A 23,602-nucleotide genomic window follows, 5' to 3' on the forward strand; every position below is an offset into this window, starting at 1 on the left:
TCTACGCGACCCCGCCCTGCGCGTCGATCGTGCCCGACACCAGGAGCCACACCACGAGGCCCGCGAGCGCGAACCGGTAGAACACGAACGGCTTGTACGAGTAGTTCCCGATGATCTTGAGGAACCCGATGATCACGGCGTACCCGACGCCGAACGCGACGATCGTCGCGATGATCGTGGCACCCCACCCGGGCGCACCGGCGGGCAGCGGCTCGCCCAGGGTCTTGACGAGCTGGTAGAAGCCGGAGCCGAGCACCGCGGGCAGCGCGAGCAGGAAGGAGTAGTCCGCAGCCGCCTTGCGCGTGAAGCCCATGGTCAGGCCGGCGGTGATGGTGCCGCCCGAGCGGGACACCCCGGGTACGAGCGCGAGCGCCTGCGCCAGCCCGAAGCCGATGGCGCTGCGTCCCGTGAGCGAGGTGAGCTCGCGCTCCTGGCGGCCGAAGACGTCGGCCAGGAGCAGCAGCAGACCGAAGAACGCCAGCATGAAGACGGTGATCCACAGGTTGCGGAACGTGTTCTCGATGTAGTCCTCGAACAGCAGACCCAGCACCACGATCGGGATCGAGCCGAGGATGATGTACCAGCCCATCGCGGCGTCGTGGTCGGCGACGACGCCCGGCCGGCCGTGCCGCACGTCGACGGAGCCGGGACGCGGGCCCAGGCCCGTGCGGGCGCGCCAGCCCGTGCCGTTGCGGCCGGAGAGCGCCCGGAACCAGGCGACGAGGATGGCCCCGATCTTCTGGCGGTAGTAGATGATCACGGCCGCCTCGGTACCGATCTGCGTGATCGCCGTGAAGGCCGCGCCGGGGTCGCCCGAGCCGAGCAGCTCACCGACGATCCGCAGGTGCGCCGACGACGAGATCGGGAGGAACTCGGTCAGACCCTGCACCAGGCCCAGAAGGATCGCTTCCCACGCAGTCACGGGCCGTGACACTACCCCACGGCGCGCCTCCGGACGCACCCGCGACGGCCGCGGGTAGCCTTCCATACATGGAACGACGGCGCGTGGGCACCTCCGGCCTACGGGTCTCCGAGCTGGGGCTCGGGACCATGACATGGGGCCGCGACACCGACGAGATCGACGCGGCGGAGCAGGTGCGGGACTTCCTCGACGCCGGCGGCACCCTGCTCGACACCGCAGCCAGCTACGCCGACGGCGACGCGGAGCGGGTCATCGGCACCCTGCTGTCGGGCAAGGTCGCGCGCCGCGAGCTCGTCCTGGCCACCAAGGCGGGCATCCGGTCCGAGGCCCGGCCCGACGGCCCCGGTCGCGTCGTGGACGCCTCCCGCGGCGGCCTGCTCGACAGCCTCGACGAGTCGCTGGCCCGGATGGGCACCGACCACGTGGACCTGTTCCTCGTGGCGTGCCCCGACCCGAACACGTCCCTGGAGGAGACGGCGGGTGCGCTGCGCATCGCCGTCACCAGCGGGCGCGCCCGGTACGTCGGGCTGAGCAACCACCCCGGCTGGGCCACGGCCCGCGCCGCGACGCTGCTGGAGCCCGACGTCGGCCTGGCCGCCGTCGAGCTGGAGTACTCGCTGCTGCAGCGCGGCGCGGAGCGCGACGTGCTGCCCGCCGCCGACGCCCTGGGCGTGGGCCTGCTCGCCTGGTCGCCGCTCGGGCGCGGCGTGCTCACCGGCAAGTACCGGCGCGCCATCCCGGCGGACTCCCGGGCCGCCGGGGCGCTCGCGGGGTTCGTCCAGCCGTACCTGGAGGGTTCGGCGTCCGCCGTCGTCGAGGCCGTGGCGACGGCCGCCGAGGGCCTGGGCCGCACGCCCGGGGAGGTCGCCGTGGCGTGGCTGCTGGAGCGCGACGGCCTCGCGTCGGCGATCCTGGGCGCGCGCACGCCGGCCCAGCTGCGCTCGTCGCTCCAGGCCGCGACCCTGGAGCTGCCGTACGAGGTGCACGCCGCGCTCGACGACGTGTCCGCCCCCGACCTCGGCTACCCGGAGCGCTGGTGACCGTACCCGTGCCGGACCCGGCTCAGCCCTGCCGTGCGGGCTGGGGCTCGTCCTCCTGGGCGCTCTCGTCCGCGTCGTCGAGGTCGTCGTCGAAGTCGAGGTCGTCGAGGTCCTCGTCGTCGTCCTCGTCCTCGTCGTCGTCGACCTCGTCGGCCAGGTAGAAGGGCGTCACCTCGCCGAACACCGTCGCCAGGGACTCCTCGTACACCTCGTAGGCGTCGGCGAGCACGTCGTAGGCGTCGTCGACGGCGGGGTCGTCGTCACTCCGGCGAGTGGCGACCGCGTGATGGTGGGCCTCGAGTGCGGCAATGAGGCGATCGAGCGCGGCACGCGGTTCAACGGTCATGCCTTGAAGGTAGCGCCCCGTGGGCCACAATGGGCAGACGAAATCCGTGGCTGTCATCGCACTGCAACGAAACCGGCATAAACTGACCTCACCCGCGACCCGAGGACGGTGCATCAGATGGCGAGAGAAGGATCCTTGTTGCACAAGCACAGTCAGTACGAGTACCGCGTCGTGACGTTCGAACCGGGCACCACCGTGCCGGACGCCCGCAAGGTGCTCACCGAGGAGGCCGAGTACGGCCGCTGGGAGCTGGCGAGGACTCTTCTCTACATCGGCGGCAGACGCAAGGTCTGGCTGCGCCGCAAGATCATCCGGGTCCGCTCGACCCTCTGACCCTGCGGCGCACCCGCGTCAGCAGGTCGCCAGCAGCCGGTCCAGCACGCGGGTGCCGAACCGCAGCGCGTCGGTCGGCACCCGCTCGTCCACGCCGTGGAACATCCCGGCGAAGTCGAGGTCGCCCTCCAGCCGCAGCGGCGCGAACCCGTAGCCCGTGATGCCCAGCCGGTCCAGCGACTTGTTGTCCGTGCCGCCCGAGAGCGTGTACGGGAGCACCGTGGCCCCCGGGTCCTCGGCGTCGATGGCCGCCACCATGGCGTCGACCAGGGACCCGCTGAACGGCACCTCCAGGGCCGTGTCCAGGTGGATCGGCTCGATCCGCACCCGGGGCCCGGCGAGCTCGCGCAGCGTCGCCATGCCGGACTCCTCCTGGCCCGGCAGGAGCCGCACGTCCACGGTCGCCTCGGCCCGGCCGGGGATCACGTTGGCCTTGTACCCGGACGCGAGCTGCGTCGGGTTGGACGTGTTGCGCACCGTGGCGCCCACGAACTTCGCCGCCGGCCCGAGCGCCGCGACCAGCTCGTCCACGGAGGCCGGGTCGGACAGGTCGACCCGCAGGCCGGTGAGGTCGCCGACACCGCGCAGCAGCGCGTCCACCGTGGGCGTGATGGTGTACGGCCAGGCGTGCTGCCCGATCCGGGCCACGGCCGCGGCGAGCTCGGCCACCGCGTTGTCCTCGTTGATCTGGGAGCCGTGCCCGGCGCGGCCCTCGGCGATCAGCCGCAGCCAGGCGATGCCCTTCTCCGCCGTCTGGAGCAGGTAGGCGCGCTTGCCGCCCACCTCCACGGAGAAGCCGCCGACCTCCGAGATCGCCTCCGTGGCGCCCTCGAACAGGTCGGGCCGGTGGTCCACGGCCCACCGGGCGCCGTGCACCCCGCCGGCCTCCTCGTCGGCGAAGAACGCCACCACCACGTCGCGGGCGGGCTTGCGGCCCTCACGCGCCATCTGCCGGACGACCGCCAGGATCATGGCGTCCATGTCCTTCATGTCCACGGCACCACGGCCCCAGAGCAGCCCGTCGGTCTCCTCGCCGCCGAACGGGTCCACGCTCCAGTCGTCCTTCGCGGCCGGCACCACGTCCAGGTGCCCGTGCAGCACCAGCGCGGGCCGCGCCCGGTCCTGCCCCTCCAGGCGCACGACGACGGACGCCCGCCCCGGCCGGGACTCGAACAGCTCGGGCTCCAGGCCGACCTCGTGCAGCAGCTCCATGACGTACTCGGCCGCGGCCCGCTCCCCCGGCCCGTCGTCGGTGCCGTAGTTCGAGGTGTCGAACCGGATCAGCTCCTGACAGATCCGGACCACCTCGTCGGCGGCGGTGGGCACGGGCGCGGAAGTCGGCACAGTCTCAGTCACAGGGGCCACGGTAACCGGCCGGGCAACCTGCCGGAATCCCGACCGGCCCGCTGACTCGCTGCACGGCGCGGCGAGTCAGCGGCCCGCTCCGCGAGGTCAGGCCAGTCCGCGCCGCTCCAGCAGCGGCGTGATGTCGGCCGCACGGCCCCGCAGGTCCTCGAACGAGGCCAGCGGGTCCTGCGACCCGCCGCGGGCGAGCAGCTTGCGCCGGAACGCCTCCCCGTTCTCGCGCGTGAGCCCGCCGTTCTCCGCGTACCACTGCACGGTGTCGGCGTCGAGCACCTCGGACCAGATGTACGAGTAGTACCCCGCCGAGTAGCCGCCGCCGAAGATGTGGTTGAAGTACGTGCTGCGGTACCGGGGCGGCACGGAGGCGAAGTCCACGCCCGCGGCCGCGAGCGCCGCCGCCTCGAACGGCAGCACGTCGTCGACCGACGTCGGCACCTGCTCGGGGGTGAGCTGGTGCCACGCCTGGTCGAGCAGCGCGGCGGCGAGGTACTCCGTGGTCGAGAAGCCCTCGCCCCAGACGCGGGAGGCCAGCATGGTGTCCACCCACTGGGCGGGCATGGGCTCGCCGGTGGCGTGGTGCACCGCGAAGGACTTCAGGATCTCCGGCTCCCAGGACCACATCTCGTTGACCTGGGAGGGGTACTCGACGAAGTCGCGCGGCACGGAGGTACCGGACTGCGACGGGTAGCGCACGTCGCTCAGCAGGCCGTGCAGCGCGTGACCGAACTCGTGGAAGAGGGTGGTCACCTCGTCCCACACCAGCAGCGTGGGCTCGCCGGCCGGCGGCTTGACGATGTTGAGGTTGTTGACCACGACGGGCTTCTCGTCCAGCAGGGCGCTCTGCACCACGAGGCTGTCCATCCAGGCGCCGCCACGCTTCGACTCGCGGGTGTAGAAGTCGCCGAGGAACAGGCCCAGCCCGGTGTTCGGCTCCCCCGGCTCGACGCTGTCGAACACCTCGAAGACGCGGACGTCCGGGTGGTAGCCCGGCAGGTCGGGGCGCTCGACGAAGGAGAGGCCGAACAGCAGGCCGGCGGCCGTGAAGACGCCGTCGTGCAGCACGCGCTCGAGCTCGAGGTAGGGGCGCAGGGCGGCGTCGTCCAGGTCGAAGCGCTCCTTGCGCACGGCCTCGTTGAGGTAGGACCAGTCGGCGGCGGCCACGCCGTCGGCCGAGCCGCCGACCTTCGCGAGCTCCGCGGCCTCACGCCGGGCGTTGGCGACGGCGGCGGGCGCGAGGCGCCCGAGCATCTCGTTGACCGCGGCGGTGGTGCCGGCCGTGGCGTCGGCGGCGATGTACGCGGCGTGGTGCTCGTAGCCGAGCAGCTGCGCGCGGCGGGCGCGCAGCAGCGCGAGCTCCAGGAGCACCTCGCGGGTGTCGTTCTCGCCGCCGGTGGCACCGCGCGCCATGGAGGCGCTCTGCACGCGCTCGCGCGTGGCCGCGACCTCGAGCGAGGCGAGCACGTTCTGGTGCGTGAAGAGCTGCATCTCCAGGAGCCAGCCGTCCTGGCCCCGCGCCTCGGCGGCGGCGCGCGCGCCGGCCTTGGCGTCGGCGGAGAGCCCGGCGAGGTCGGCCTCGTCGGTCACGAGCACGCTCGCCTCGTTGGCGCCGGCCAGGAGCTTGCGCCCGAAGCTCGCCTCCAGCGTCGTGATCCGCGCGTTGAGATCGCGCAGCGTGTCCTGGTCGGCCTCGGACAGCTCGATGCCGGAGCGCTTGAACTGGGTCATCAGCTTCTCGAGCAGGTACGCGGTGTCGGGCTCGAGCTCCAGGTCGCCGGCCGCGGCGGCGTCGGCCAGGGCCTTGGCCCGCGCATGGAGGCGGGCGTCCATGGTGATCGCGTCCTGGTGGGCGGCGAACAGCGGCGCGAGCCGCTCCTGGATGTCCTCCAGGCCGGGCGTGGAGTCGGACGGGAGCTGGTTGAAGTACGCACGAGCGGCCCGTCCCAGGAGCTGGCCGGACCGCTCCAGCGCCTCCAGCGTGTTCTCGACGGTGGCGGGCTCGGGGTTGGTGGCGATCGCCTCGACCTCGGCGCGCTGGGCCGCCATGCCGGCCAGGATCGCCGGCTCGTAGTGCTCCTCGCGGATCGCGGAGAAGTCGGGCAGCCCGTACGGGAGGGTGGACGGCGCGGCGAACGGGTTGGCCGGGTCCAGCTCCGTGGGCGTGGTGGTCTCATGCGTCGAGGTCATGGGGAACATCCTCACCCATCGGCGGGGCCGTGGGCGCACGCTTTCCGGGCGGGCGGGAGCGGTTAGGGTCGGGGCGTGGATCCTCTGCAGCTCGTCGGCACCTGGGACTTCCGGCGGGAGATCCGGCACGCGGACGGCGCGGAGTACACCGCCGACGGCGAGGCCCGGTTCTCGCTCCAGGACGACGGCCGGGTGTGCTGGGCCGAGCACGGCACGCTGCGCTGGGCGGCAGGCAGCACGCCGGTGACGCGGACGCTGTTCATCGTGCGTGACCGGCGCGGGCAGGCGCCGTCGGGCAGGTCGGACGACGACGCGCCGTCCGGGGACCCGGCCGGCGACCGCGAGCCGCCGTGGCGCGTGACCTTCGAGGACGGCCGCGACTTCCACCCGTGGACCGCGGGCGCCGTCGAGCACCTGTGCGGGCGGGACCTGTACCAGGGCGGGATCGAGGTGCCGGCGCGGACGGCGTCGTCGTGGGAGCTGCGCTGGCACGTGACCGGGCCGGAGAAGGACTACCTGATGCACACCTGGTACACGGGGCGCCCCTGAGCCGCGTCCCCCTGCCACAGAGAACGCCGAGGTCGGCAGCTTGCCAGCCGGTCGGCAGTCTGCCTCGAGGTCGGCACAGGCCTGTGCCGACCTCGAGGCAGACTGCCGACTTCGCGATGCACGCTGCCGACCCCGCGATACCGAGGGCCGAAGCCGCCCGGTCAGGTCCTCACGGCAGCACGTTCGGGTTGTCCGCGTGGGTCAGGGTCTCCCACGCGACGAACAGGTTGTTGGTGCCCGCCGGGCGGGTGGACTCCGTCAGGGCCTGGGTGTTGCTCATCGCGAAGCCCTGCCGGTTGTGCAGGGCGTTGAACCCGACCTCGGTGACCGGGCCGAGGCCGAGGTGCAGCGAGCCGCCGCAGAGCCAGGACGGCACCGCCGTGCCCCGCTGGTAGGTCGCGTGGAACCCGAGCGCGTGCCGCAGCCGCTCCCCCACCTGCGGGTACAGGTCGTCGCCCTGGATCGCGGCGGTCTCGGCCACGTGCGAGATGGCCGAGATGCCGTAGCCGGTGTGCGTGAAGTCGCGGCAGGTCTCCTGCGCCAGGCCGTTGACCAGCGTCCGCTGGCCGTGCCAGTAGGAGAAGATCTCCTCGGGCGTGTCCCGGCCGGAGCCCGGCACGGTGCGCGGCACCGACCCGTCCGAGGTCAGGTAGATGAACGCAGGCACCCGGACCAGGAACCGCTGCCGGGCCGAGGCGTAGGCGTTCCGGTCGTCGAGGAAGACCGCGATGCCGACGGCCGCCTCCATCATCGACAGCTCCCAGTTGCCGTTGCTGTTCGACCCGTTGATCACCTCGGGCAGGTAGACGTCGCGCAGCATGGTCTCGAACCGGTCGACGTCGGCCGCCGCCCAGCCCGCGCCCGTGTAGCGGATGATCTCCGCGGCCCGCGGCCACACCGACCCGGCCCACGCCGTCTGCAGCGGGGCGTTGGAGTTGGTGTGGTCCCGGATGACCGGCGACCACGCGTTCATGATCGAGATCGCCTTGTTCGCGTAGCGGGTGTCCCTCGTGATCGACCAGGCCAGGGCGTGCGTGTACGCCGCGATGGCGTCCTCGCGCTCGTCGGTGCACCCGTAGTTCGGGTTGGAGTACGACCCGCACTCGACCACGGCCCGCGGGTGCGGGGTGTACGACAGCGACGCGTACCGGCTGCCCATCATCGCGTCGTACGCGCTGCGCCAGGGCTGCGCCCCGGCCTGCACCTGCTGCCGGACGAACGCGAGCTGCGGCGCGCTGACGTGCACGCCGGGGTGGGTGAACGTGGTCGGCACGTCGGCGGCCACGGCACCGGACCCGGCGTCCGGCACCACGTCCGGCACCACGTCCGGGAGTGCGGGCGCCTGCTGCCCGACGGCGGCGCGCGGCCCGGGCGTGGCGGCCGCGGCCCCTGCGGCCGCCGCGGGCAGCACCAGGCCCACGGCGACCGCGAGCGTGACCAGGACGGATGCCTTCCTGCTGCGGATCCTCATCAGAAGCCTCCCGTGATGCGCGTGAACTCGAACCCGGGCTGATCGCGGTTGACCGACCAGAAGGCCAGTCGCGTGAGGCCGTTGTTCCGCGCGTAGTCCCGTATCTGCGTCCACGCGGCGGTGGTGGTGATCTCGCCCTGGTCGGAGCTCCCGTTCATGCCGGAGATGCCCATGTGCGCGTACGCCTGGGCGTCCGTCCAGCCGCGGGCCGCCTTGAGCTGGTTCTTGAGCCCCTCGGACGCGTTGATCGTGTCCTGCGCGATGTTCGAGGACCCGAAGTTGAACGGCATGATCGTGTAGTTGTCGATCGGGACGCCGAGCTGCGCGGCCCGGTTGATCAGCCGGGTGCCCGCACCCTCGGGGCCGCTGCGGCCCGTGCCGATCGTCACGGCGATCTTCACGTTCGGGTTGTTCTGCTTGACGATGGTCAGGCCCTGGAGGATGCGGTCCTGCACGACCGTGTTCTCGAACTCGTCCGAGTTCTCGATGTCGAAGTCCACGACGTGCGGCTGGTGCGCGTCGATGACCCGCTGCACGGCTCCGGCGTAGGCGGCCGGCGTCGAGCAGTTGGGGCCGAGCTTGTTGCCGGACCAGCCGCCGAACGAGATCTGCACCTGGCCGCCCGCGGCCTTGATCGCGTTGATGGTCTGCTGGTCGACGCCGCCGGTGAGCGGGCGGCTGCCGTCCCACGCCGGGTTGCAGCCTCCGGAGGACAGGATGAACGCCATGGTGAAGGCCCGCACGCCCGTCTGGCTCATGACCGACGTCGCGCTCGGCGGGTTGCCCCAGCCCAGGTACAGGTAGGGCGCGCCCGGCATCTTCGCCGGGTTCGGCTGGGGATTCCCGCCGTCCGTCGGGAGGGCCCAGCGCTGGTTGTCACCGGCGAAGCAGTCCCAGATCTGCAGCGGCGTGCCGTCGGCCGAGCTGGGCCCGGTGGCGTCGAGGCACTTGCCCAGGGCCCGCAGCGTGCCGTCGGCACCGGCGGTCCACCGCTGGGCGGCCGTGCCGTTGCAGTCCCAGATCTGCACGCGGGTGCCGTTCGCCGTACCGGCGTCGGCCACGTCGAGGCACTTGCCGAGCGCACGGACCGTGCCGTCGGAGCGCACGTCCCAGGTCTGGGCGCTCGTGCCGTTGCAGCCGTAGAGCTGTACCTGCGTGCCGTTGGCGGGGTTCGCCGCCGCGACGTCGACGCACTTGCCGCCGTACCCGGTGATCGCCCCGGTCGCGGCCTGCGCGACGGGCACCGGGCCGCCCAGCGCGAGCGCCGTGGCGAGCACCAGGGAGAGCGTCGCGAGGCCACCGAGGACACGGCGCCGTAGACGTGCTTGCATGGTCGTCCTCCTCTTCAACTTTCAAGGCTGTAAGTGAAGAGAACGTACGACTTCTTTGATGCCCGCAACATTGGGGCTTCCCCGTACAGGCACCACACAGGTTCACGCACCCGGACATGCCGGGGCCGCCGCCGGGCGGTACCCGACGGCGGCCCAGGAGCGCCGGAGGCCTAGAACCCGGCGGTGATCCGGGTGAACGCGAGGTCCTCCTGCGCGATGCCGCTGCAGTTGGAGGTGACGCCGCCACCCTCGCAGCCACGGTCCCGGTTGACCGCCCAGTACGCGAACCGGGTCAGACCCTGCGCGCTCGCCCAGTCGCGGATCTCGGTCCACTGCGCCGGTGTGGTGGTCTCTCCGACGTCGGACACGCCGTTCATCCCCGAGATGCCCGAGTGGGCGTACGCCTCGGCGTCGGACCAGCCGTGCGCGGCCTTGAGCTGGTCGCGCAGGCCCTGCGCCGCGCTGATCGTGTCGGCGACCATGTCGGTGCCGCCGAAGTCGAACGTCATGATCGTGTAGTTGTCGATCGGCGTGCCGAGCTCGGCGGCACGTGTGATGAGGCGCGCCCCGGCTCCCGCCGGCCCGGTCGTCGACGTCGGGATCGTCACGACGGCCTGCACGTCGGGGTTGTCCTGCTTGACGATGGCGATGCCCTGCAGGATGCGGTCCTGGACCGCGTAGTCCTCCAGCTCGTCCGTGTTCTCGATGTCGAAGTCCACGACGTCGGGACCGTGCGCGTCGATGACCTGCTGCACCGCGCCCGCGAACGCTTCCGGGCTCGAGCAGTTCGGCCCCAGCTTGTTGCCCGACCAGCCGCCGAACGAGATCTGCACCTGACCGCCCGCGCCCTTGACGGCGTCGATGGTCTGCTGGTCGACGCCGCCCGTCAGCGGCCGCTGCCCGTCCCACGCGGGGGTGCAGCCGCCGGACGAGAGCATGAAGGCCATCGTGAACGCCGACACGCCGGTCTCGCTCATCACCGCCGTCGCGCTCTGCGGGTCACCCCAGCCGAGGTACAGGTACGGCGCGCCGGGCATCTTGGCCACCTCGGCCTGAGGCTCGACCCGGGGCCCGCTGACCTCCATGGCGGCGGCGCCCGCCATGCCACCGGCGGCGAGGACCGCCGCGGTCAGCGCGCTGAGTACGCCGAGGCGCCTCGGGTTCGTCTTCATCGTCATCTCCCGGAGGTTCGGTCACTAAGTAAGGAGACCGTACAACCCGGGTGAAATATGGCACATCAGGGTTATCCCGTACCCGACGCGCTACCTCCGCACCTGCGTCAGGTTGCCCTCCGCGTCCAGCCGGATCTCCGCGTCCAGGTCCAGCCGGTCCAGGAAGGCCCTGTCGTGGCTCACCACCAGCAGCGCGCCACGGTACGCCGCGAGCGCGGCCACGAGCTGGTCCGTGCTGGCGATGTCGAGGTTGTTCGTCGGCTCGTCCAGCACCAGGAGCTGCGCCGGCGGGTCCGCGAGCAGCAGCCTCGCCAGCGCCACCCGGAACCGCTCCCCGCCCGACAGCGTCGCCACCGGCCGGTCCACCGCGGCGCCCCGCACCAGGAACCGGGCCAACCGGTTGCGCAGCTCGCCCGGCGGCACGTGCGGCGCACCCGCGCGAACGGCGTCCAGCACCGACGCCGCCTCCGGCAGCACGTCCACCCGCTGCGGCAGGTAGGCCACCCGCTCGGTCACGACCTCTCCGGACGCGGCCGCCCCGCCCCACCCGTCCCGTGGAGTGCCGGGGGTGAACAGGAGGCGTTCCAGCAGCGTCGTCTTGCCCACGCCGTTCGGGCCCGTCAGGGCCACCCGTTCCGGACCCTGGATCACCACCTCCCGGCCGTCCGCGCCGCGCAGCACGGCCAGCCGCCGCCCCGCGGGGACGCCCGGGTCCGGCAGGTCCACCGAGATCCGGTCGTCGTCCCGCACCGCGCGCTCGGCCGCGTCCACGGCGGCCCGCGCCGCATCGACCTTGTCGTCCAGCATCCCGCGACGCGAACCGGCCGCCTTCTCCGCGCTGTTGCGCCGGTCGTTGATGACCGCCTTGACGTACTTGCTGTTCGCGGCGTCCTTACGGCCCTTGCGCTCGCTGTGCGCGATCCGCTCCTCCGCCTCGATCCGCTGGCGCTTCTCCCGGCGCAACGTCTGCTCGGCCGACCGCAGCGCCTGCTCGGCCGCCTCCTGCTGCACCTCCAGCCACGCCCGGTACTCCGAGTACGGGCCGCCGAACGTGGTCAGCGTCCCCGCGCGCAGCTCGGCCGTGTCGTCCATCAGCTCCAGCAGCGCCAGGTCGTGCGAGACGACGACGAGCGCGCCCCGCCAGCCGCGCACCAGCTCGTACAGGCGCTCGCGGGCGTCGCCGTCCAGGTTGTTGGTCGGCTCGTCGAGCAGCGCGACGGTGCCGCCGCCGCTCGACTGGCGCAGCCGCACCCCGGTGATCGCGGTCAGCATCGCCTCGCCGCCGGACAGGGTGCCGACCGACCGGTCCAGGCCGGTCGGCAGCCCGGTGGCGGCGAGCAGCGCGACCGCACGCTCCTCGACGTCCCAGTCGTCGCCGACGGTGTCGAAGTGCGCCTCGTCGACGTCGCCCGACTCGATCGCGCGCAGCGCGCGCACGACGGGCGTGATGCCCAGCAGGTCGGCGACGGTGGTGTGCGTGTCGAGCGTGATGCGCTGCGGCAGGTAGTCGGCGGCGCCGCTCAGGACGACCCGGCCCGAGGTGGGCGTTAGGAGGCCGGCGACCAGGCGCAGCAACGTGGACTTGCCGGCACCGTTCAGGCCGGTCAGGCCGGTGCGACCACGGCCGAAGGCGCCCGAGACGTGATCGAGCGCGACGGCGCCGTCAGGCCAGGCGAAAGTGACGTCGTGCAGCACGACGGAAGGGGTGGACAACATCGAAGGACTCCCGGGTGGTGGCTGTGAGCCGACGCCGGGTACCGCGGGTGGTGCAGCAGGGCAGGCGTCAGCGCGAGGTGGTCTCGTACCGGGAGATGCCCGTCATCACAGTCCTTCGGATCGCTCCCTCACACACGCGGCACACCCGCAGGAGCGTGCACAGCCTGCCACGACGCACGCGGGCGTGCAACGTGATCCGCGTCGCCCGGGCGCCCTCACGGCTCCGCGGCCGTGAGATACCGCTGCACGGTGGGGGCCAGCCACGCGACGATCTCGTCGCGCGTCAGGTCCACGGCGGGCTCGAACCGCAGCACGTACCGCACCAGCGCCATCCCGAGCACCTGCGAGGCGACCAGGGCGGCGCGCCGGTCGGCGTCGGCTGCGGAGTGACCGAACGCCCGGGCGGCGGGTACGAGCTGGGTCCGGAAGACGTCACGCAGGCGGTCGGAGCCGGCGGCGTTCGTGACGCCCACCCGGAGCAGGGTGCGCAGCACGCTGTCCCGCTCCCAGAGGTCGAGGAAGTGCGTCACCAGCACCACGCCGACGGCGTCCGGGTCGATGCCGTCCGGGTCCGGGAAGTCGAGCTCGACGTCGATCACCGCGGCGAACAGGCCCTCCTTGGAGCCGTAGTAGCGCATCACCATCGAGGGATCGATCCCGGCGTCGTGCGCGATCGCGCGCACCGTCGCACGCTCGTACCCGTCAGAGGCGAAGCGTTCCCGCGCCGCCTCGAGGATCGCGGCGCGCGTGGCGTCGGAGCGACGGCGGGGAGTCTCGGGCCCAGTCATGCCAACAACTGTATGCCAACACCTGTTGACCTTCGCCATCCGGACTCGCTACCTTTGTCAACAAGCGTTGGCCAACAGGTGTTGGCAACGAGTGGAGGAGGACACCATGGACACGGACGTCATCGTCGTCGGAGCCGGGCCGACCGGCCTCCTGCTCGCCGGAGACCTCGCCACCGCGGGGGCCCGCGTCACCGTGCTGGAGAAGCGCCCGGCGGGCCTGAGCAACCTCACCCGGGCGTTCGCCGTCCACGCCCGCAGCCTGGAGGTGCTCGACGCGCGCGGACTGGCCGACGAGCTGCTTCCGCAGGGCACCCCGGTGCGGAGCCTGCGGCTCTTCCAGCGCCTCACTCTCGACCTGGGTGATCTGCCCTCGCGGTTCGGGTACGTGCTCATCGCGCCCCAGTACGAGGTGGAGCGGCTGCTGCGGCGACGGGCCGAGGCCGCGGGCGCCGTCTTCCGGCACGACACCGCGGTGACCGGCCTGACCCAGGACGACGACGGCGTCACCGTCACGGCCGCCGACGGGTCGGCGGTGCGCGGCGCGTACCTGGTCGGCACCGACGGGTCCCGGTCCACGGTGCGGGAGGCCGTCGGCATCCCGTTCCCCGGGCACGCCGTCATCCGCTCGATGGTCCTGGCGGACGTCCGGCTCGCCCGCCGGCCCGACGACGTCCTCACCGTCGCGGCGGAGAACGACTCCCTGGGCTTCCTCGCCCCCTTCGGCGACGGCTGGTACCGGTTCATCGGCTGGCACGGCAACCGCGACGTCGGCGAGGACGTGCCGGTGGACCTCGACGAGGTCCGTGCCGTCGCCCGCGCCACCCTGCACGACGACTACGGCATGACCGAGGCGCGCTTCCTGTCGCGGTTCCACGCCGACGAGCGGCAGGCGCCCACCTACCGCGCCGGCCGCGTGCTCCTCGCCGGGGACGCCGCGCACGTGCACAGCCCGGCGGGCGGCCTCGGCATGAACACGGGCCTGCAGGACGCCGCGAACCTCGGCTGGAAGCTCGCCGCGGCGCTCCGGCTGCCCGCCGGCGCGCGCGACGCCCTCCTCGGCTCCTACGAGGCCGAACGGCACCCCGTCGGCCGGCAGGTGCTGCGTGTCAGCGGCGGCATCCTGCGGATCGCCACCATCCCGGGTCCCGTGGCCGCGGCCGCACGGCGTGCCGTCGTCGGGGCGGTGTCGCACGTGGCCCCCGTCCGCCGCCGGGCGGCGCTGACCGTCTCGGCGCTGGGCGTCGCCTACCGCCGCCCGCGCGGGGCACACCCGCTGGTCGGGAGCCGGTCCCGGGACCTGCCGCTGGAGGGCGGCACGCGCCTCGCCGAGGCGCTGCGGGCCGGGCGGTTCGTGCTCGTCGCCCCGGCGGGGGCGCCCGCCGCGGACCTGCCCGCCGCACTCGGCGAGGTCGACCGCGCCGAACGCGTCGAGGCCCGCCGGACCGACGGCGGGGCGACCACGCTGCTGGTCCGCCCGGACGGCTACGTCGCCGACGCCGACTGACGCCGGCGCGGGAGCCCTCGACCGCGCGGGACCCGGCTCAGACCTGGGTCACCGAGAGGGCCGCCCCAAGAACGCCGAGGACCAGGAAGGCGACCCACACCAGCACCGCGACGCCGATCAGGGCCACGTTGATCCAGCCGAGGACGAGTCCCGCCGTGGCCGAGCCAGGGTTGTTCGCCAGGCCCTCCTGCACCGCCTTCCGGCTGGCGTTCCCGGTGACGATGGCGACGACGCCGAGGACGAACGGGCAGACGACCCAGCTCAGGATGCCGGTCACGAGGGACCACACGCCGAGGTCGTTCTTCGGCGGGGCGGGCGCGTAGACGTACTGCGGCGGAGCACCGTACTGCGGGGGCGGGCCCTGCGGAGTGAACGGCTGGAGCTGACCGGAGGGGTACTGCGGCTGCTGGCCCGACGGGTACTGCGGCTGGGGGCCGGGGCCGTACGGGGACCGGGGTTCCTGCCCGTACGCCGACGGCGTGCCCTGGCCGTACGACGACGGCGGGGCCGGAGGGTACGGCGGCTGCGGAGCAGAGCCGTACAACGGTGCGGTACCCGAGGGGTCCTGGGGCTGCGGGCCGGGCGGGAACCCCGGCTGCGGGGGGCCGGGCGGGCTCTGCGGCTCCTCCGGCGAGGATGCGTCGTGGTGGGTCATCGGGTGCCTTCCGTGCTCGACCGCGCCGGACGGCGCGAGGGGGTGCGGCGACAGATCAGCCCGCCGTGCCACCGAGGGTTCGACACCTCGGTGGCACGGCGGGCTGACCGGTGAGACAGGACTAGCTGTTCTCGAGCTCCTCCAGGAGCGCGTCCAGCTCGGGGTCCGACGTCGGCACGTCGCCGTACTCCTGCTCGTAGCCGCTCTCGAAACCGTCCTCGAAGCCGTCCTGGAACGACGGGTCGTTGATGGCGAAGATCGCGATCACGATGAGGAAGCCGACGTAGATCGTGGTCCACGCGATGCCGACCCAGCCCGTGATGATGCCGGCGAGGCCCATGCCGCCGTTGTCGGCCTGCCCCTCGCGCTGGGCGGCCCGGCTCTTGTGCCCCACGATGATGGCCGCGATACCGGTCAGGATGCCGCAGCCCAGCACGGCCAGGATGCCCAGCACGAGGGACCACACGCCGAGGCTGTTCTTGGGCAGCGGGGCGGCACCGTAGGCGTAGGGCTGCCCGCCCTGCGCGTAGACCGGAGCCTGCGGCGCCTGCTGGTACGGCGCCTGCTCGTGGGGCGCCTGCTCGTAGGGTGCCTGCTGGTACGGCGTCTGCTGGTACGGCGCCGGCTCCCCCGGGACGGCGCCGGGCAGCTGACCGCCCGGTTCGGGCTGCTGCGGCTGCTGCGGCGGGTCGTAGGGCGACTGTCCGCCGTCAGGCTGGGTCATCGTGCTACCTCTCTGCTTGCTCATCGCTGGTCGCGGCCGGGACGACCGGCGCGGAGGGCCCTAACCTACAGGCCGGACGCCCCGCACGGCAGCAGAAACGCATGGGGAGGCCTCCCCACGTCGGCGCAGGTGGGAGGCTCAGTAGTCGCGGTACCGGGGCATGTCGTTCACGTCGTTCCACTCGCCGAGCCCACCGGCCAGGAGCCCGGCCGCCAGCGCGACGATGAAGAAGGCGGCCACGAGGACGAAGAGCGCCACGTTGATCCACCCGAGGATCAGCCCGGCCGTGCCCATGCCGCGGTTGTTGGCCAGCCCCTCGTCGGCGGCCCGGCGGCTCATGGTTCCGGTGATGATCGCGGCGATGCCGAGCAGCAGCGGGCACATCACGTAGCTGAGGATGCCGGTGACCAACGCCCAGACGCCCAGGTCGTTCTTGGGCGGGGCCGGCGCGTACCCGTACTGCGGGGCCGGTGCACCACCGTAGGGTCCCTGCGCACCGGACTGCTCGTAGGGCGTGCCTGCGGTCCGCTGCTCGGAGTATGCGGGCTGCTCGGGGTACGCGGGCTGCTCGGAGCCGCTCGCCTCGGCCGGCGGCTCGTACCCGCTCGCGGCGGCGGACTGTCCGTACGGCGCCCCGGGGCCTTGGCCGGCAGGACCCGCGGGCCCTGGCTCCGTGGCGCCCGGCGGCACCTGCTCGGCGCCCGCGGCCGGTTCGGGCAGCGGCTGCGTGGGCGGCGTCTCCGGGTCCCGCTGAGGATCGCGTGGTGCGCCGCCGTCGTTCTCGGTCATGGAACCGCCCTCCAGGTGTGGATCCCGGGCACCGGGACCGGCGCCCCTTGAGATCCACCTAACCAGTGTTGGCGCAGGCCCGCGCGGGAAGGAGGGCTCAGACGGGCTGCCAGGTCTCCACCCGGTGCGCCACCACGAAGCCGAGCCGCTCGTAGACGCGGCGCGCCGCGAGGTTGTCGGCGTAGAGCCCGAGCGTGACCAGCCCGTGCCCGGCCACGCCGTCCGCTGTCATGCGGGCCGTCAGCGCTCCGGCGTACCCGCGACCGCGGAACGCCGGGAGCGTCCCGATCGAGCCCAGGTGGACCGCGCCGCCCGGGACCGGGGTCGCGGACCCGGCCGCGACCAGCGCGCCCGTGCGGTACCCCTCGCCCGCCGACCGCATCCGCACCCCGTACCAGCGGGCGCGGCGCGCATGGCGGCCTCGCACACCGTGCCGTGTGCTCGGGTTGGCCTCGGCGAGCACCGCCTCGATCTCGTCGGCGTCGCGATCCAGGTCGAGCGAGACGACGGCGGCCGCACCCAGGTCGGGCACCACGGGCGCCGTCTCGGTGACCATGCGGTCCCAGGTCGTGGCCGGGCGCAGGCCCCACGCCGACAGGGTCGGGGCGGCCAGCACCCCGGCACCGCGGGTGACCGTCGCGCCCCGCACCACGTCCTGCGGCGTCACGGTCGCCAGCAGGTCCGCCACCCGGCGCGGCTCCCCCACGGCGGCGACGACCCGGCCGGGTCGTTCACCCGTCGGGTCGCCGAGCTCGACGACGCCGGCCGCACCGGCGTCGTCGGGCCCGGTGCTGTCCGTCCAGGAACGGACCACCTGGAGGAAGTCGGTCCGGACGGTATGGAAGACGTGGTCGAGCCCGTGTCCGCCCAGCCGCGTCACGCCGTGGGGGCGGGTGCCGGAACGGCCTCCGGGACGAAGTCCACGCCGGCTTCCTTGCGCTGCTCCGGCGTGATCGGCGCCGGGGCCGCGGTGAGGGGGTCGAACCCGCCGCCCGACTTCGGGAACGCGATGACGTCGCGGATCGAGGGCGACTTGGTCAGCAGCGCGACGATGCGGTCCCAGCCGAAGGCGATGCCGCCGTGCGGCGGGGCGCCGAACGCGAAGGCGTCGAGCAGGAAGCCGAACTTCTCCTGCGCCTCCTCGTGCCCGATGCCCATCACCTCGAAGACGCGCTCCTGCACGTCGCGGCGGTGGATACGGATCGAGCCGCCGCCGATCTCGTTGCCGTTGCACACGATGTCGTACGCGTAGGCGAGGGCCTCGCCCGGCTCCTTCTCGAACGTGTCGATCCACTCCGGCGTGGGCGACGTGAAGGCGTGGTGCACGGCGGTCCAGGCGGACGAGCCGAGGTCGACGTCGTCGTCCTCGCCGGCCGGCTTGAACAGCGGCGCGTCCACGACCCACACGAACGACCACTCGCCCGCGGCCTCCGCAGCCTCGATCACGCCGGTGCGGTGCGCGATCTCCAGGCGGGCGGCACCGAGCAGCGCCCGGGCCTCCCCCGTCTTGCCGGCGGCGAAGAACACGGCGTCACCGGGGGCCGCGCCGGTCGCGGCCGCGAGGCCGGCGCGCTCCTCGTCGGAGAGGTTCTTGGCGACGGGACCACCCAGCTCGCCGTCCTCCGAGAAGGTGACGTAGGCGAGGCCACGCGCCCCGCGCTGCTTGGCCCACTCCTGCCAGGCGTCGAACTGCCGGCGCGGCTGCGACGCGCCGCCCTGCATGACGACGGCGCCCACGTACTCCGCCTGGAACACGCGGAACGGCGTGTCCTTGAAGTAGTCGGTGAGCTCGACGATCGGGTTGCCGAAGCGCAGGTCCGGCTTGTCGGTGCCGTACAGGCGCATGGCCTCGTGGAACGTCATGCGCGGGATCGGCGTGGTGATCTTGTGGCCGATCAGGTCCCAGAGCGCCGTGAGGATCTTCTCGGCCAGGGCGATCACGTCGTCCTGGTCGACGAAGCTCATCTCGACGTCGAGCTGCGTGAACTCCGGCTGCCGGTCCGCGCGGAAGTCCTCGTCGCGGTAGCAGCGGGCGATCTGGTAGTAGCGCTCCATGCCGCTGACCATCAGGAGCTGCTTGAAGAGCTGCGGCGACTGCGGCAGGGCGTACCAGGAACCGGGCGCGAGACGCGCGGGCACCAGGAAGTCGCGGGCACCCTCCGGGGTGGACCGGGTCAGCGTCGGCGTCTCGATCTCGACGAACTCGTGCTCGTCGAGCACGCGGCGCGCGGCCTGGTTCGCCTTGGCCCGCAGACGCAGCGCGTGGGCGGGGGCGGGACGACGCAGGTCGAGGTAGCGGTGCTTGAGGCGCGCCTCCTCACCGATCACCTCGGTGTCGGCCAGCGCGGTGGACACCTGGAAGGGCAGCGGGGCCGACTCGTTGAGCGTGACGACCTCGGTCGCCACCACCTCGATCTCGCCGGTGGCGAGGTTCGGGTTGGCGTTGCCCTCAGGGCGACGGCCCACCTCGCCGGTCACCTGCAGCACGAACTCGGCGCGCAGCGGGTGGGCGATCTCCTCGTCGCGGATGACGACCTGGGCGATGCCGGACGCGTCACGCAGGTCGATGAACGCCACTCCCCCGTGATCACGGCGGCGATCGACCCAGCCCGTGAGGGTGACGGTCTGGCCGATGTGCTCGGCCCGCAATGAGCCGGCCGTGTGGGTGCGGAGCACGGGGAGGTTCCTTTCGTACGGAAGGTGGGTCCGGCCACGTGGCGCCCTGGACGGGCCGCACGCCGGGGCACGGGCGCCTGACGGCGCTCAGCGAGTCTAGTCGTTGAGACCTGCGCGCGGGCTCCGCCCTGTGGACAACGGTCGTTGGCGGTGCACGCGCCCGGACGTCTGCGTGAACCGGCGCCCGGACCGGTGTCGCGGGTGAACTTTTTCGTGGCGTTGCTGCTGCGGCGTCAGTATTCTCCCAGGTCGGGACAGGGACAGGGACGTCGGGAGCCGTAGGAGGTCGCGATGGTGGATCTGCGGGTTGATCTGGATGCGGTGCGTGAGTTGGGGTCGAGTTTGTCGGTGGTGGCGGGTGAGTTCGAGAACGCGAATGCGAACAGTGATCGGATTGCGGGTGCGGTGGGTCATGAGGGGTTGGCGGGGGTGGTGCGGGATTTCGCGCACAAGTGGGATGACACGCGGGGCAAGATGACGGAGAACTTGCGCAAGCTGGCGGAGGCCTCGACGCAGGTGGCGCAGGCGTTCACGGATATTGATAGGGATCTGGCCAGGGCGATGGAGGGCGATGAGGCTGCTCCTTCGTCGGGTGGTGGCCCGGGTGGTGCGCTGTGAGGCCGTCGGATTGGTCGCCGGTGGGTTTGGATGTGGATCCCACGCCGGGTGATCCGGTGTTGGTGCTTGCGGGTGGGCAGGAGTATCTGGAGGTTGCTCGGTCGATCGATGATGCGGCGGGGGCGATGTCGCGTCTGGATGTGGCGGGGACGGTGTCGCAGGCGGTGGATTCTCTGATGGGTGCCAAGGAGGACACCATTGGTGAGATCCGTCGGGCGCATGCGCGGTATGTCGCGGCGGGGGACGCTCTGGTGGGGTATGCCTCGGCGTTGGAGCGGGTGCAGGGCGAGACGCTGGCGGCGTTGGACCGGGCGCGGGACGCGCAGGATCAGGCGCAGTCTGCGTCGGGGTCGCAGGACCGGTGGCAGGAGCTGGCTGATTCGGCGAAGGACGAGACCGAGAAGCAGGAGTTCCAGTCGAAGGCGGATCAGGCCGGCAATGATGCCGACCAGGCTGCTGGGGCGATCAGTGCGGCCAAGAGCACGATCGAGTCGGCGGTGTCGGATCGGGATCGTGCGGCGAACGCGGCGGTGGACCGGATCGAGGAGATCACCTCCAGCGATGATCTCAATGATGGGTGGTGGGATGACTGGGGTTCGAAGCTGGTCGCGGCGATTGCTGATATCGCGGACATGATCTCCACGATCGCGGGGATTCTGGCGATCGTGGTGGCGTTCATCCCGGTGGTGGGTCAGGCGTTGGCGGGGGTGTTGATCGTGATCGCCGCCGTGGCGGCGATCGTGTCGGCGGTTGCGAATATCACGTTGGCTGCCACGGGTGAGCGGTCGTGGGCGGAGGCGGGGATCGCGATCGCGGGTGCGGCGTTGTCGTTGATCGGTCTGGGTGGTGCGGCGAAGGCTGCGATGGGGTTGTCCAAGAGCATCGCCAAGGGGGCGTTCAAGGGCGGCTTCAAACAAGGCATGAAGGACGCCTGGTGCAAGTTCCGGTTCGGCGCCTGCTTCACCGCGGGCACGATGATCCGCACCGCCGACGGCGAGAAGCCGATCGAGGACATCCAGGTCGAGGACAAGGTCTGGGCGCGGAACGTCACGACGGGCCAGGACGAGCTCCGGATCGTCACCGAGACCTACGTCCGGCGTACGACGGCGCTCCATCACCTCACGGTCGCCGGCGCACTTCTGACCACGACCGCCGAGCACCCGTTCATGGTCCACGAGCGCGGCTGGACCGCCGCCGCCGATCTTCGTCCCGGTGACCTGCTGGTCACCGCCAACGGTCCGGTACCCGTCGACGGGATCCGGATCGAGGCACGCGCGGAGACCGTCTACAACTTCAGCGTCGCGACCGACCACACCTACTATGTGCTCGCCGACGACGTCGCCGTGCTGGTGCACAACTCAGGTGGCTACAGCGAGCCGGTCCAGAACATCCTGGACGCGCTGTCGCACGGGGTGAACAGCGCGAACCCGATCGGAGACGGCACGGCACTCGCGGCAGCGAACAACGAGGTGCTGACCGGCCAGCTGACGAACGGAGTCGACCACGTCGCCAGCACCACGCAGTACCGCAACCGGCTGGTCAAGATGCGTGACGGCGTACCGATCGGCAAGACCAGACGAACGGCCCAGGTGATCCCGCTCACCGAGGTCGACCGGCCCGCCGTCGACGGGATGATCTCCGCGATCGACGACGCCCATGCGGGGCAGTACAAGGGAAAACTGAGCGCCTACGGAATTGGTGGTTGCAAGTGACGCGGTCCGACGAGGCCTTTGCCGTCGAGCTGGCCGAGACCTTCCCCTCTCTCGCCAAGAACATCGACTTCTACTACGACGACCCGGAGACGTTCCTGGCGCACGTGTACTTCGGCGTGGATGTCACCCCGAAGGTCGTGCAGGCCTATGTCGCCGACGTCACGGGCGAGCGGACGGCCGACCAGCTCGACTGGCGTGCCGTGCTTGCCTTCCTCGAGGAGAAACTGCATGCGGGGGACCCGGAGGTCCGCACCGTGATCGGTACCTCGTTCCTCTTCCAGCTCCCGACACCCGGCCAGGCCGGCTACGCCATCGTCGACGAGCTCCACGGTGAGCTGGCCGCGCTGTTCAAGGCTGCCCGGCCCAATGGCTGACCACCCGCACCGTACGACGACCACCAGGAGGTAAGACATGACGGACGTCCCGCACTCGGGCGGCGCGCCGCGACCCGACGCGCAACAGCCCCCTGCCTCCGTGGCCCCCCGGTCCGACGCCGGATCGGTGGCGCTGGCGCGGGCTCTCGCGGCGGGTGACCGGGCCGCTGTCGGCCGGGCCCTGCGCGACGACGTCGTCGTGGTACCGATCCTGGACCGCGAGGACGGTACGCCGCAGGTGCAGGTCTTCCCCGCTCCGGAGGGCTCGGTCCGGCCGTACCAGCTGTGCCTGTTCTCGACGACCCAGACGCTGGCGACGTTCCTCCAGGACGCACCCGAGCGAGCCTTCAGCATGCGACGGCGCGACTCGATGGCACCGTTCGTCACACGCCACGGGGCCGCACTCGAACAGGTGGTGATCGACCCGGCCGGGCCCAGCCCCATGACCTTCGGCGTCACCGACTTCCTCACCGCCCTCGACCCGCAGCCCCCCGCCGACGACCCCACCGGCCTCTTCGACGAGACCGGCACGGGCATCAGCGGCGAGGCCCTGCACGCCCTGGGCACGGTCGAGGAACCGGGCGGCTTCCGCGGGCTCGGTATCGAGCTGAACCTGCCCGAGCACTGGGCCGTCATCGAGCTCGACGAGCCGGAACGGCGCGAGCGGCAGATCCGCGACATCGTCAAGCAGCAGACGGCCAAGCTGGGCGACCGCTCCGCTCCCCTGCGCCGGGACCTGCGCGAGAAGCTCATCGAGGTCGCGGACAAGGCCGAGGCGGCGGGCGGCAAGGTCATGGCCTACCTGCTGCTGCCCGGCCAGGAGGCGACCCTCGCACTCAACCTGACCCTCTACTGGCACGACCTCGGCCCCGAGGCCGGCTCGTCGTCGCACCTGCAGCGTGTGCAGGACAGGATCGGCGCCGACCTCGGCCCGGACGACGCCCTGACGCGCACCGAGACGCTGTCCGGACCGTTCCTGCGCCATGTCCGCCTGGGCCAGGGGTCCGAGGAGGTCGGCGGTCAGAACCTGCCCCTGCTCCTGGTCGACTACTGGGCAGAGGCCCCCGGCCGGCAGTCCGTGGCGCGGCTGTCGTTCTCCACCCCGCACGTCGGCATCCGCGACGAGATGCTGCGGCTGACGGACAAGGTGCTGTTCTCCACGGAGTGGATCCTGGGCCAGCCGACCGAGGACGCCCCGGCGGCGCCGGACTCCGACGGCGCACCTGCCCCGGTCGCCCCGGCATCACCCAGCCCCGCGGTCGTCTGACGCGGTCCGCCCGGCCGCCACCCGCGAGGTGGCGGCCGGGCACCACCGGCCCGGGTGTGGGTGGTG

General features: G+C 72.2%; 22 protein-coding genes. 8 read left to right on the forward strand and 14 right to left on the reverse strand.

Annotated elements, in window-relative coordinates; genetic code table 11:
- Nucleotide 1: 1 nt before the first annotated feature.
- The gene (locus ACIG47_RS08215) at nt 2-922 is read right to left on the reverse strand and encodes an undecaprenyl-diphosphate phosphatase (RefSeq protein ID WP_397430386.1); all 921 of its coding nucleotides are present in this window, start codon (nt 920-922) and stop codon (nt 2-4) included.
- A gap of 68 nt (nt 923-990) precedes the next feature.
- On the opposite strand from ACIG47_RS08215, the gene ACIG47_RS08220 reads away from it, so the two are divergent.
- Nucleotides 991-1,962, forward strand: a complete 972-nt coding sequence (locus ACIG47_RS08220) for an aldo/keto reductase (RefSeq protein WP_397430387.1) — start codon at nt 991-993, stop codon at nt 1,960-1,962.
- A 22-nt stretch (nt 1,963-1,984) separates the two neighbouring features.
- Here the strand turns inward: ACIG47_RS08220 and ACIG47_RS08225 are convergent, their stop codons facing one another.
- On the reverse strand, nt 1,985-2,308 hold the full coding sequence (locus ACIG47_RS08225; RefSeq protein ID WP_397417245.1) for a primosomal protein: 324 nt from the start codon (nt 2,306-2,308) through the stop codon (nt 1,985-1,987).
- A gap of 117 nt (nt 2,309-2,425) precedes the next feature.
- Between ACIG47_RS08225 and ACIG47_RS08230 the strand changes: the two genes are divergently transcribed.
- Complete coding sequence (locus ACIG47_RS08230; RefSeq protein WP_397417243.1) at nt 2,426-2,641, forward strand: DUF5703 family protein; 216 nt, start codon at nt 2,426-2,428, stop codon at nt 2,639-2,641.
- Nucleotides 2,642-2,659: 18 nt separating this feature from the next.
- Here ACIG47_RS08230 and ACIG47_RS08235 read toward each other — a convergent pair whose 3' ends face one another.
- Together ACIG47_RS08235 and ACIG47_RS08240 are read right to left on the reverse strand one after the other, a co-directional pair.
- The gene (locus ACIG47_RS08235) at nt 2,660-3,997 is read right to left on the reverse strand and encodes a M20/M25/M40 family metallo-hydrolase (protein ID WP_397417241.1); all 1,338 of its coding nucleotides are present in this window, start codon (nt 3,995-3,997) and stop codon (nt 2,660-2,662) included.
- A gap of 96 nt (nt 3,998-4,093) precedes the next feature.
- Nucleotides 4,094-6,190: a M3 family metallopeptidase gene (locus ACIG47_RS08240; protein ID WP_397430388.1), complete on the reverse strand. Its 2,097-nt coding sequence runs from the start codon at nt 6,188-6,190 to the stop codon at nt 4,094-4,096.
- Between the two features lie 75 nt (nt 6,191-6,265).
- Between ACIG47_RS08240 and ACIG47_RS08245 the strand changes: the two genes are divergently transcribed.
- The gene (locus ACIG47_RS08245; RefSeq protein WP_397430390.1) at nt 6,266-6,739 is read left to right on the forward strand and encodes a DUF6314 family protein; all 474 of its coding nucleotides are present in this window, start codon (nt 6,266-6,268) and stop codon (nt 6,737-6,739) included.
- 169 nt (nt 6,740-6,908) lie between these two features.
- Here ACIG47_RS08245 and ACIG47_RS08250 read toward each other — a convergent pair whose 3' ends face one another.
- The 5 genes from ACIG47_RS08250 to ACIG47_RS08270 form a co-directional block, all read right to left on the reverse strand.
- Nucleotides 6,909-8,210: an alginate lyase family protein gene (locus ACIG47_RS08250; RefSeq protein ID WP_397430391.1), complete on the reverse strand. Its 1,302-nt coding sequence runs from the start codon at nt 8,208-8,210 to the stop codon at nt 6,909-6,911.
- Nucleotides 8,210-9,541 (reverse strand): ricin-type beta-trefoil lectin domain protein, encoded by a 1,332-nt coding sequence (locus ACIG47_RS08255; RefSeq protein ID WP_397430392.1) that lies wholly within the window; start codon nt 9,539-9,541, stop codon nt 8,210-8,212. The genes ACIG47_RS08250 and ACIG47_RS08255 overlap by 1 nt, the downstream gene beginning before the upstream one ends.
- 170 nt (nt 9,542-9,711) lie before the next feature.
- Complete coding sequence (locus tag ACIG47_RS08260; RefSeq protein WP_397430393.1) at nt 9,712-10,719, reverse strand: chitinase; 1,008 nt, start codon at nt 10,717-10,719, stop codon at nt 9,712-9,714.
- Between the two features lie 84 nt (nt 10,720-10,803).
- Nucleotides 10,804-12,429, reverse strand: a complete 1,626-nt coding sequence (locus ACIG47_RS08265) for an ABC-F family ATP-binding cassette domain-containing protein (protein WP_397430394.1) — start codon at nt 12,427-12,429, stop codon at nt 10,804-10,806.
- A 215-nt stretch (nt 12,430-12,644) separates the two neighbouring features.
- Complete coding sequence (locus tag ACIG47_RS08270) at nt 12,645-13,217, reverse strand: TetR family transcriptional regulator (protein WP_397430395.1); 573 nt, start codon at nt 13,215-13,217, stop codon at nt 12,645-12,647.
- Nucleotides 13,218-13,323: 106 nt separating this feature from the next.
- On the opposite strand from ACIG47_RS08270, the gene ACIG47_RS08275 reads away from it, so the two are divergent.
- Nucleotides 13,324-14,721, forward strand: a complete 1,398-nt coding sequence (locus tag ACIG47_RS08275; RefSeq protein WP_397430396.1) for an FAD-dependent monooxygenase — start codon at nt 13,324-13,326, stop codon at nt 14,719-14,721.
- A gap of 37 nt (nt 14,722-14,758) precedes the next feature.
- Here ACIG47_RS08275 and ACIG47_RS08280 read toward each other — a convergent pair whose 3' ends face one another.
- From ACIG47_RS08280 to aspS, 5 genes are all read right to left on the reverse strand, one after another.
- A complete protein-coding gene (locus ACIG47_RS08280; RefSeq protein WP_397430397.1) occupies nt 14,759-15,376 on the reverse strand; it encodes a DUF4190 domain-containing protein in 618 nt (205 codons plus the stop codon).
- A 121-nt stretch (nt 15,377-15,497) separates the two neighbouring features.
- Nucleotides 15,498-16,100, reverse strand: coding sequence for a DUF4190 domain-containing protein (locus tag ACIG47_RS08285; protein ID WP_397419395.1), 603 nt, complete (start codon nt 16,098-16,100; stop codon nt 15,498-15,500).
- A 138-nt stretch (nt 16,101-16,238) separates the two neighbouring features.
- On the reverse strand, nt 16,239-16,889 hold the full coding sequence (locus ACIG47_RS08290) for a DUF4190 domain-containing protein (protein WP_397430398.1): 651 nt from the start codon (nt 16,887-16,889) through the stop codon (nt 16,239-16,241).
- A 97-nt stretch (nt 16,890-16,986) separates the two neighbouring features.
- Nucleotides 16,987-17,769, reverse strand: a complete 783-nt coding sequence (locus ACIG47_RS08295; protein ID WP_397430399.1) for a GNAT family N-acetyltransferase — start codon at nt 17,767-17,769, stop codon at nt 16,987-16,989.
- On the reverse strand, nt 17,766-19,565 hold the full coding sequence (gene aspS, locus ACIG47_RS08300; RefSeq protein ID WP_397419401.1) for an aspartate--tRNA ligase: 1,800 nt from the start codon (nt 19,563-19,565) through the stop codon (nt 17,766-17,768). Before aspS ends, ACIG47_RS08295 begins: the two co-directional genes overlap by 4 nt.
- Before the next feature lie 291 nt (nt 19,566-19,856).
- On the opposite strand from aspS, the gene ACIG47_RS08305 reads away from it, so the two are divergent.
- From ACIG47_RS08305 to ACIG47_RS08320, 4 genes are read left to right on the forward strand one after another with little or no spacing between them, the layout of a single operon-like run.
- Nucleotides 19,857-20,183 (forward strand): hypothetical protein, encoded by a 327-nt coding sequence (locus tag ACIG47_RS08305; protein ID WP_397430400.1) that lies wholly within the window; start codon nt 19,857-19,859, stop codon nt 20,181-20,183.
- Nucleotides 20,184-20,215: 32 nt separating this feature from the next.
- Nucleotides 20,216-21,895 carry a polymorphic toxin-type HINT domain-containing protein gene (locus tag ACIG47_RS08310; RefSeq protein ID WP_397430401.1) on the forward strand — a complete coding sequence of 560 codons (1,680 nt, stop codon included), beginning with the start codon at nt 20,216-20,218 and terminating at the stop codon, nt 21,893-21,895.
- Nucleotides 21,892-22,269, forward strand: coding sequence for a hypothetical protein (locus ACIG47_RS08315; protein WP_397430402.1), 378 nt, complete (start codon nt 21,892-21,894; stop codon nt 22,267-22,269). The genes ACIG47_RS08310 and ACIG47_RS08315 overlap by 4 nt, the downstream gene beginning before the upstream one ends.
- Before the next feature lie 37 nt (nt 22,270-22,306).
- The gene (locus tag ACIG47_RS08320; RefSeq protein ID WP_397430403.1) at nt 22,307-23,536 is read left to right on the forward strand and encodes an SseB family protein; all 1,230 of its coding nucleotides are present in this window, start codon (nt 22,307-22,309) and stop codon (nt 23,534-23,536) included.
- The last annotated feature ends 66 nt before the right edge of the window (nt 23,537-23,602 follow it).

Source organism: Promicromonospora sp. NPDC052451, from assembly GCF_044547525.1.
Taxonomy (GTDB): domain Bacteria; phylum Actinomycetota; class Actinomycetes; order Actinomycetales; family Cellulomonadaceae; genus Promicromonospora.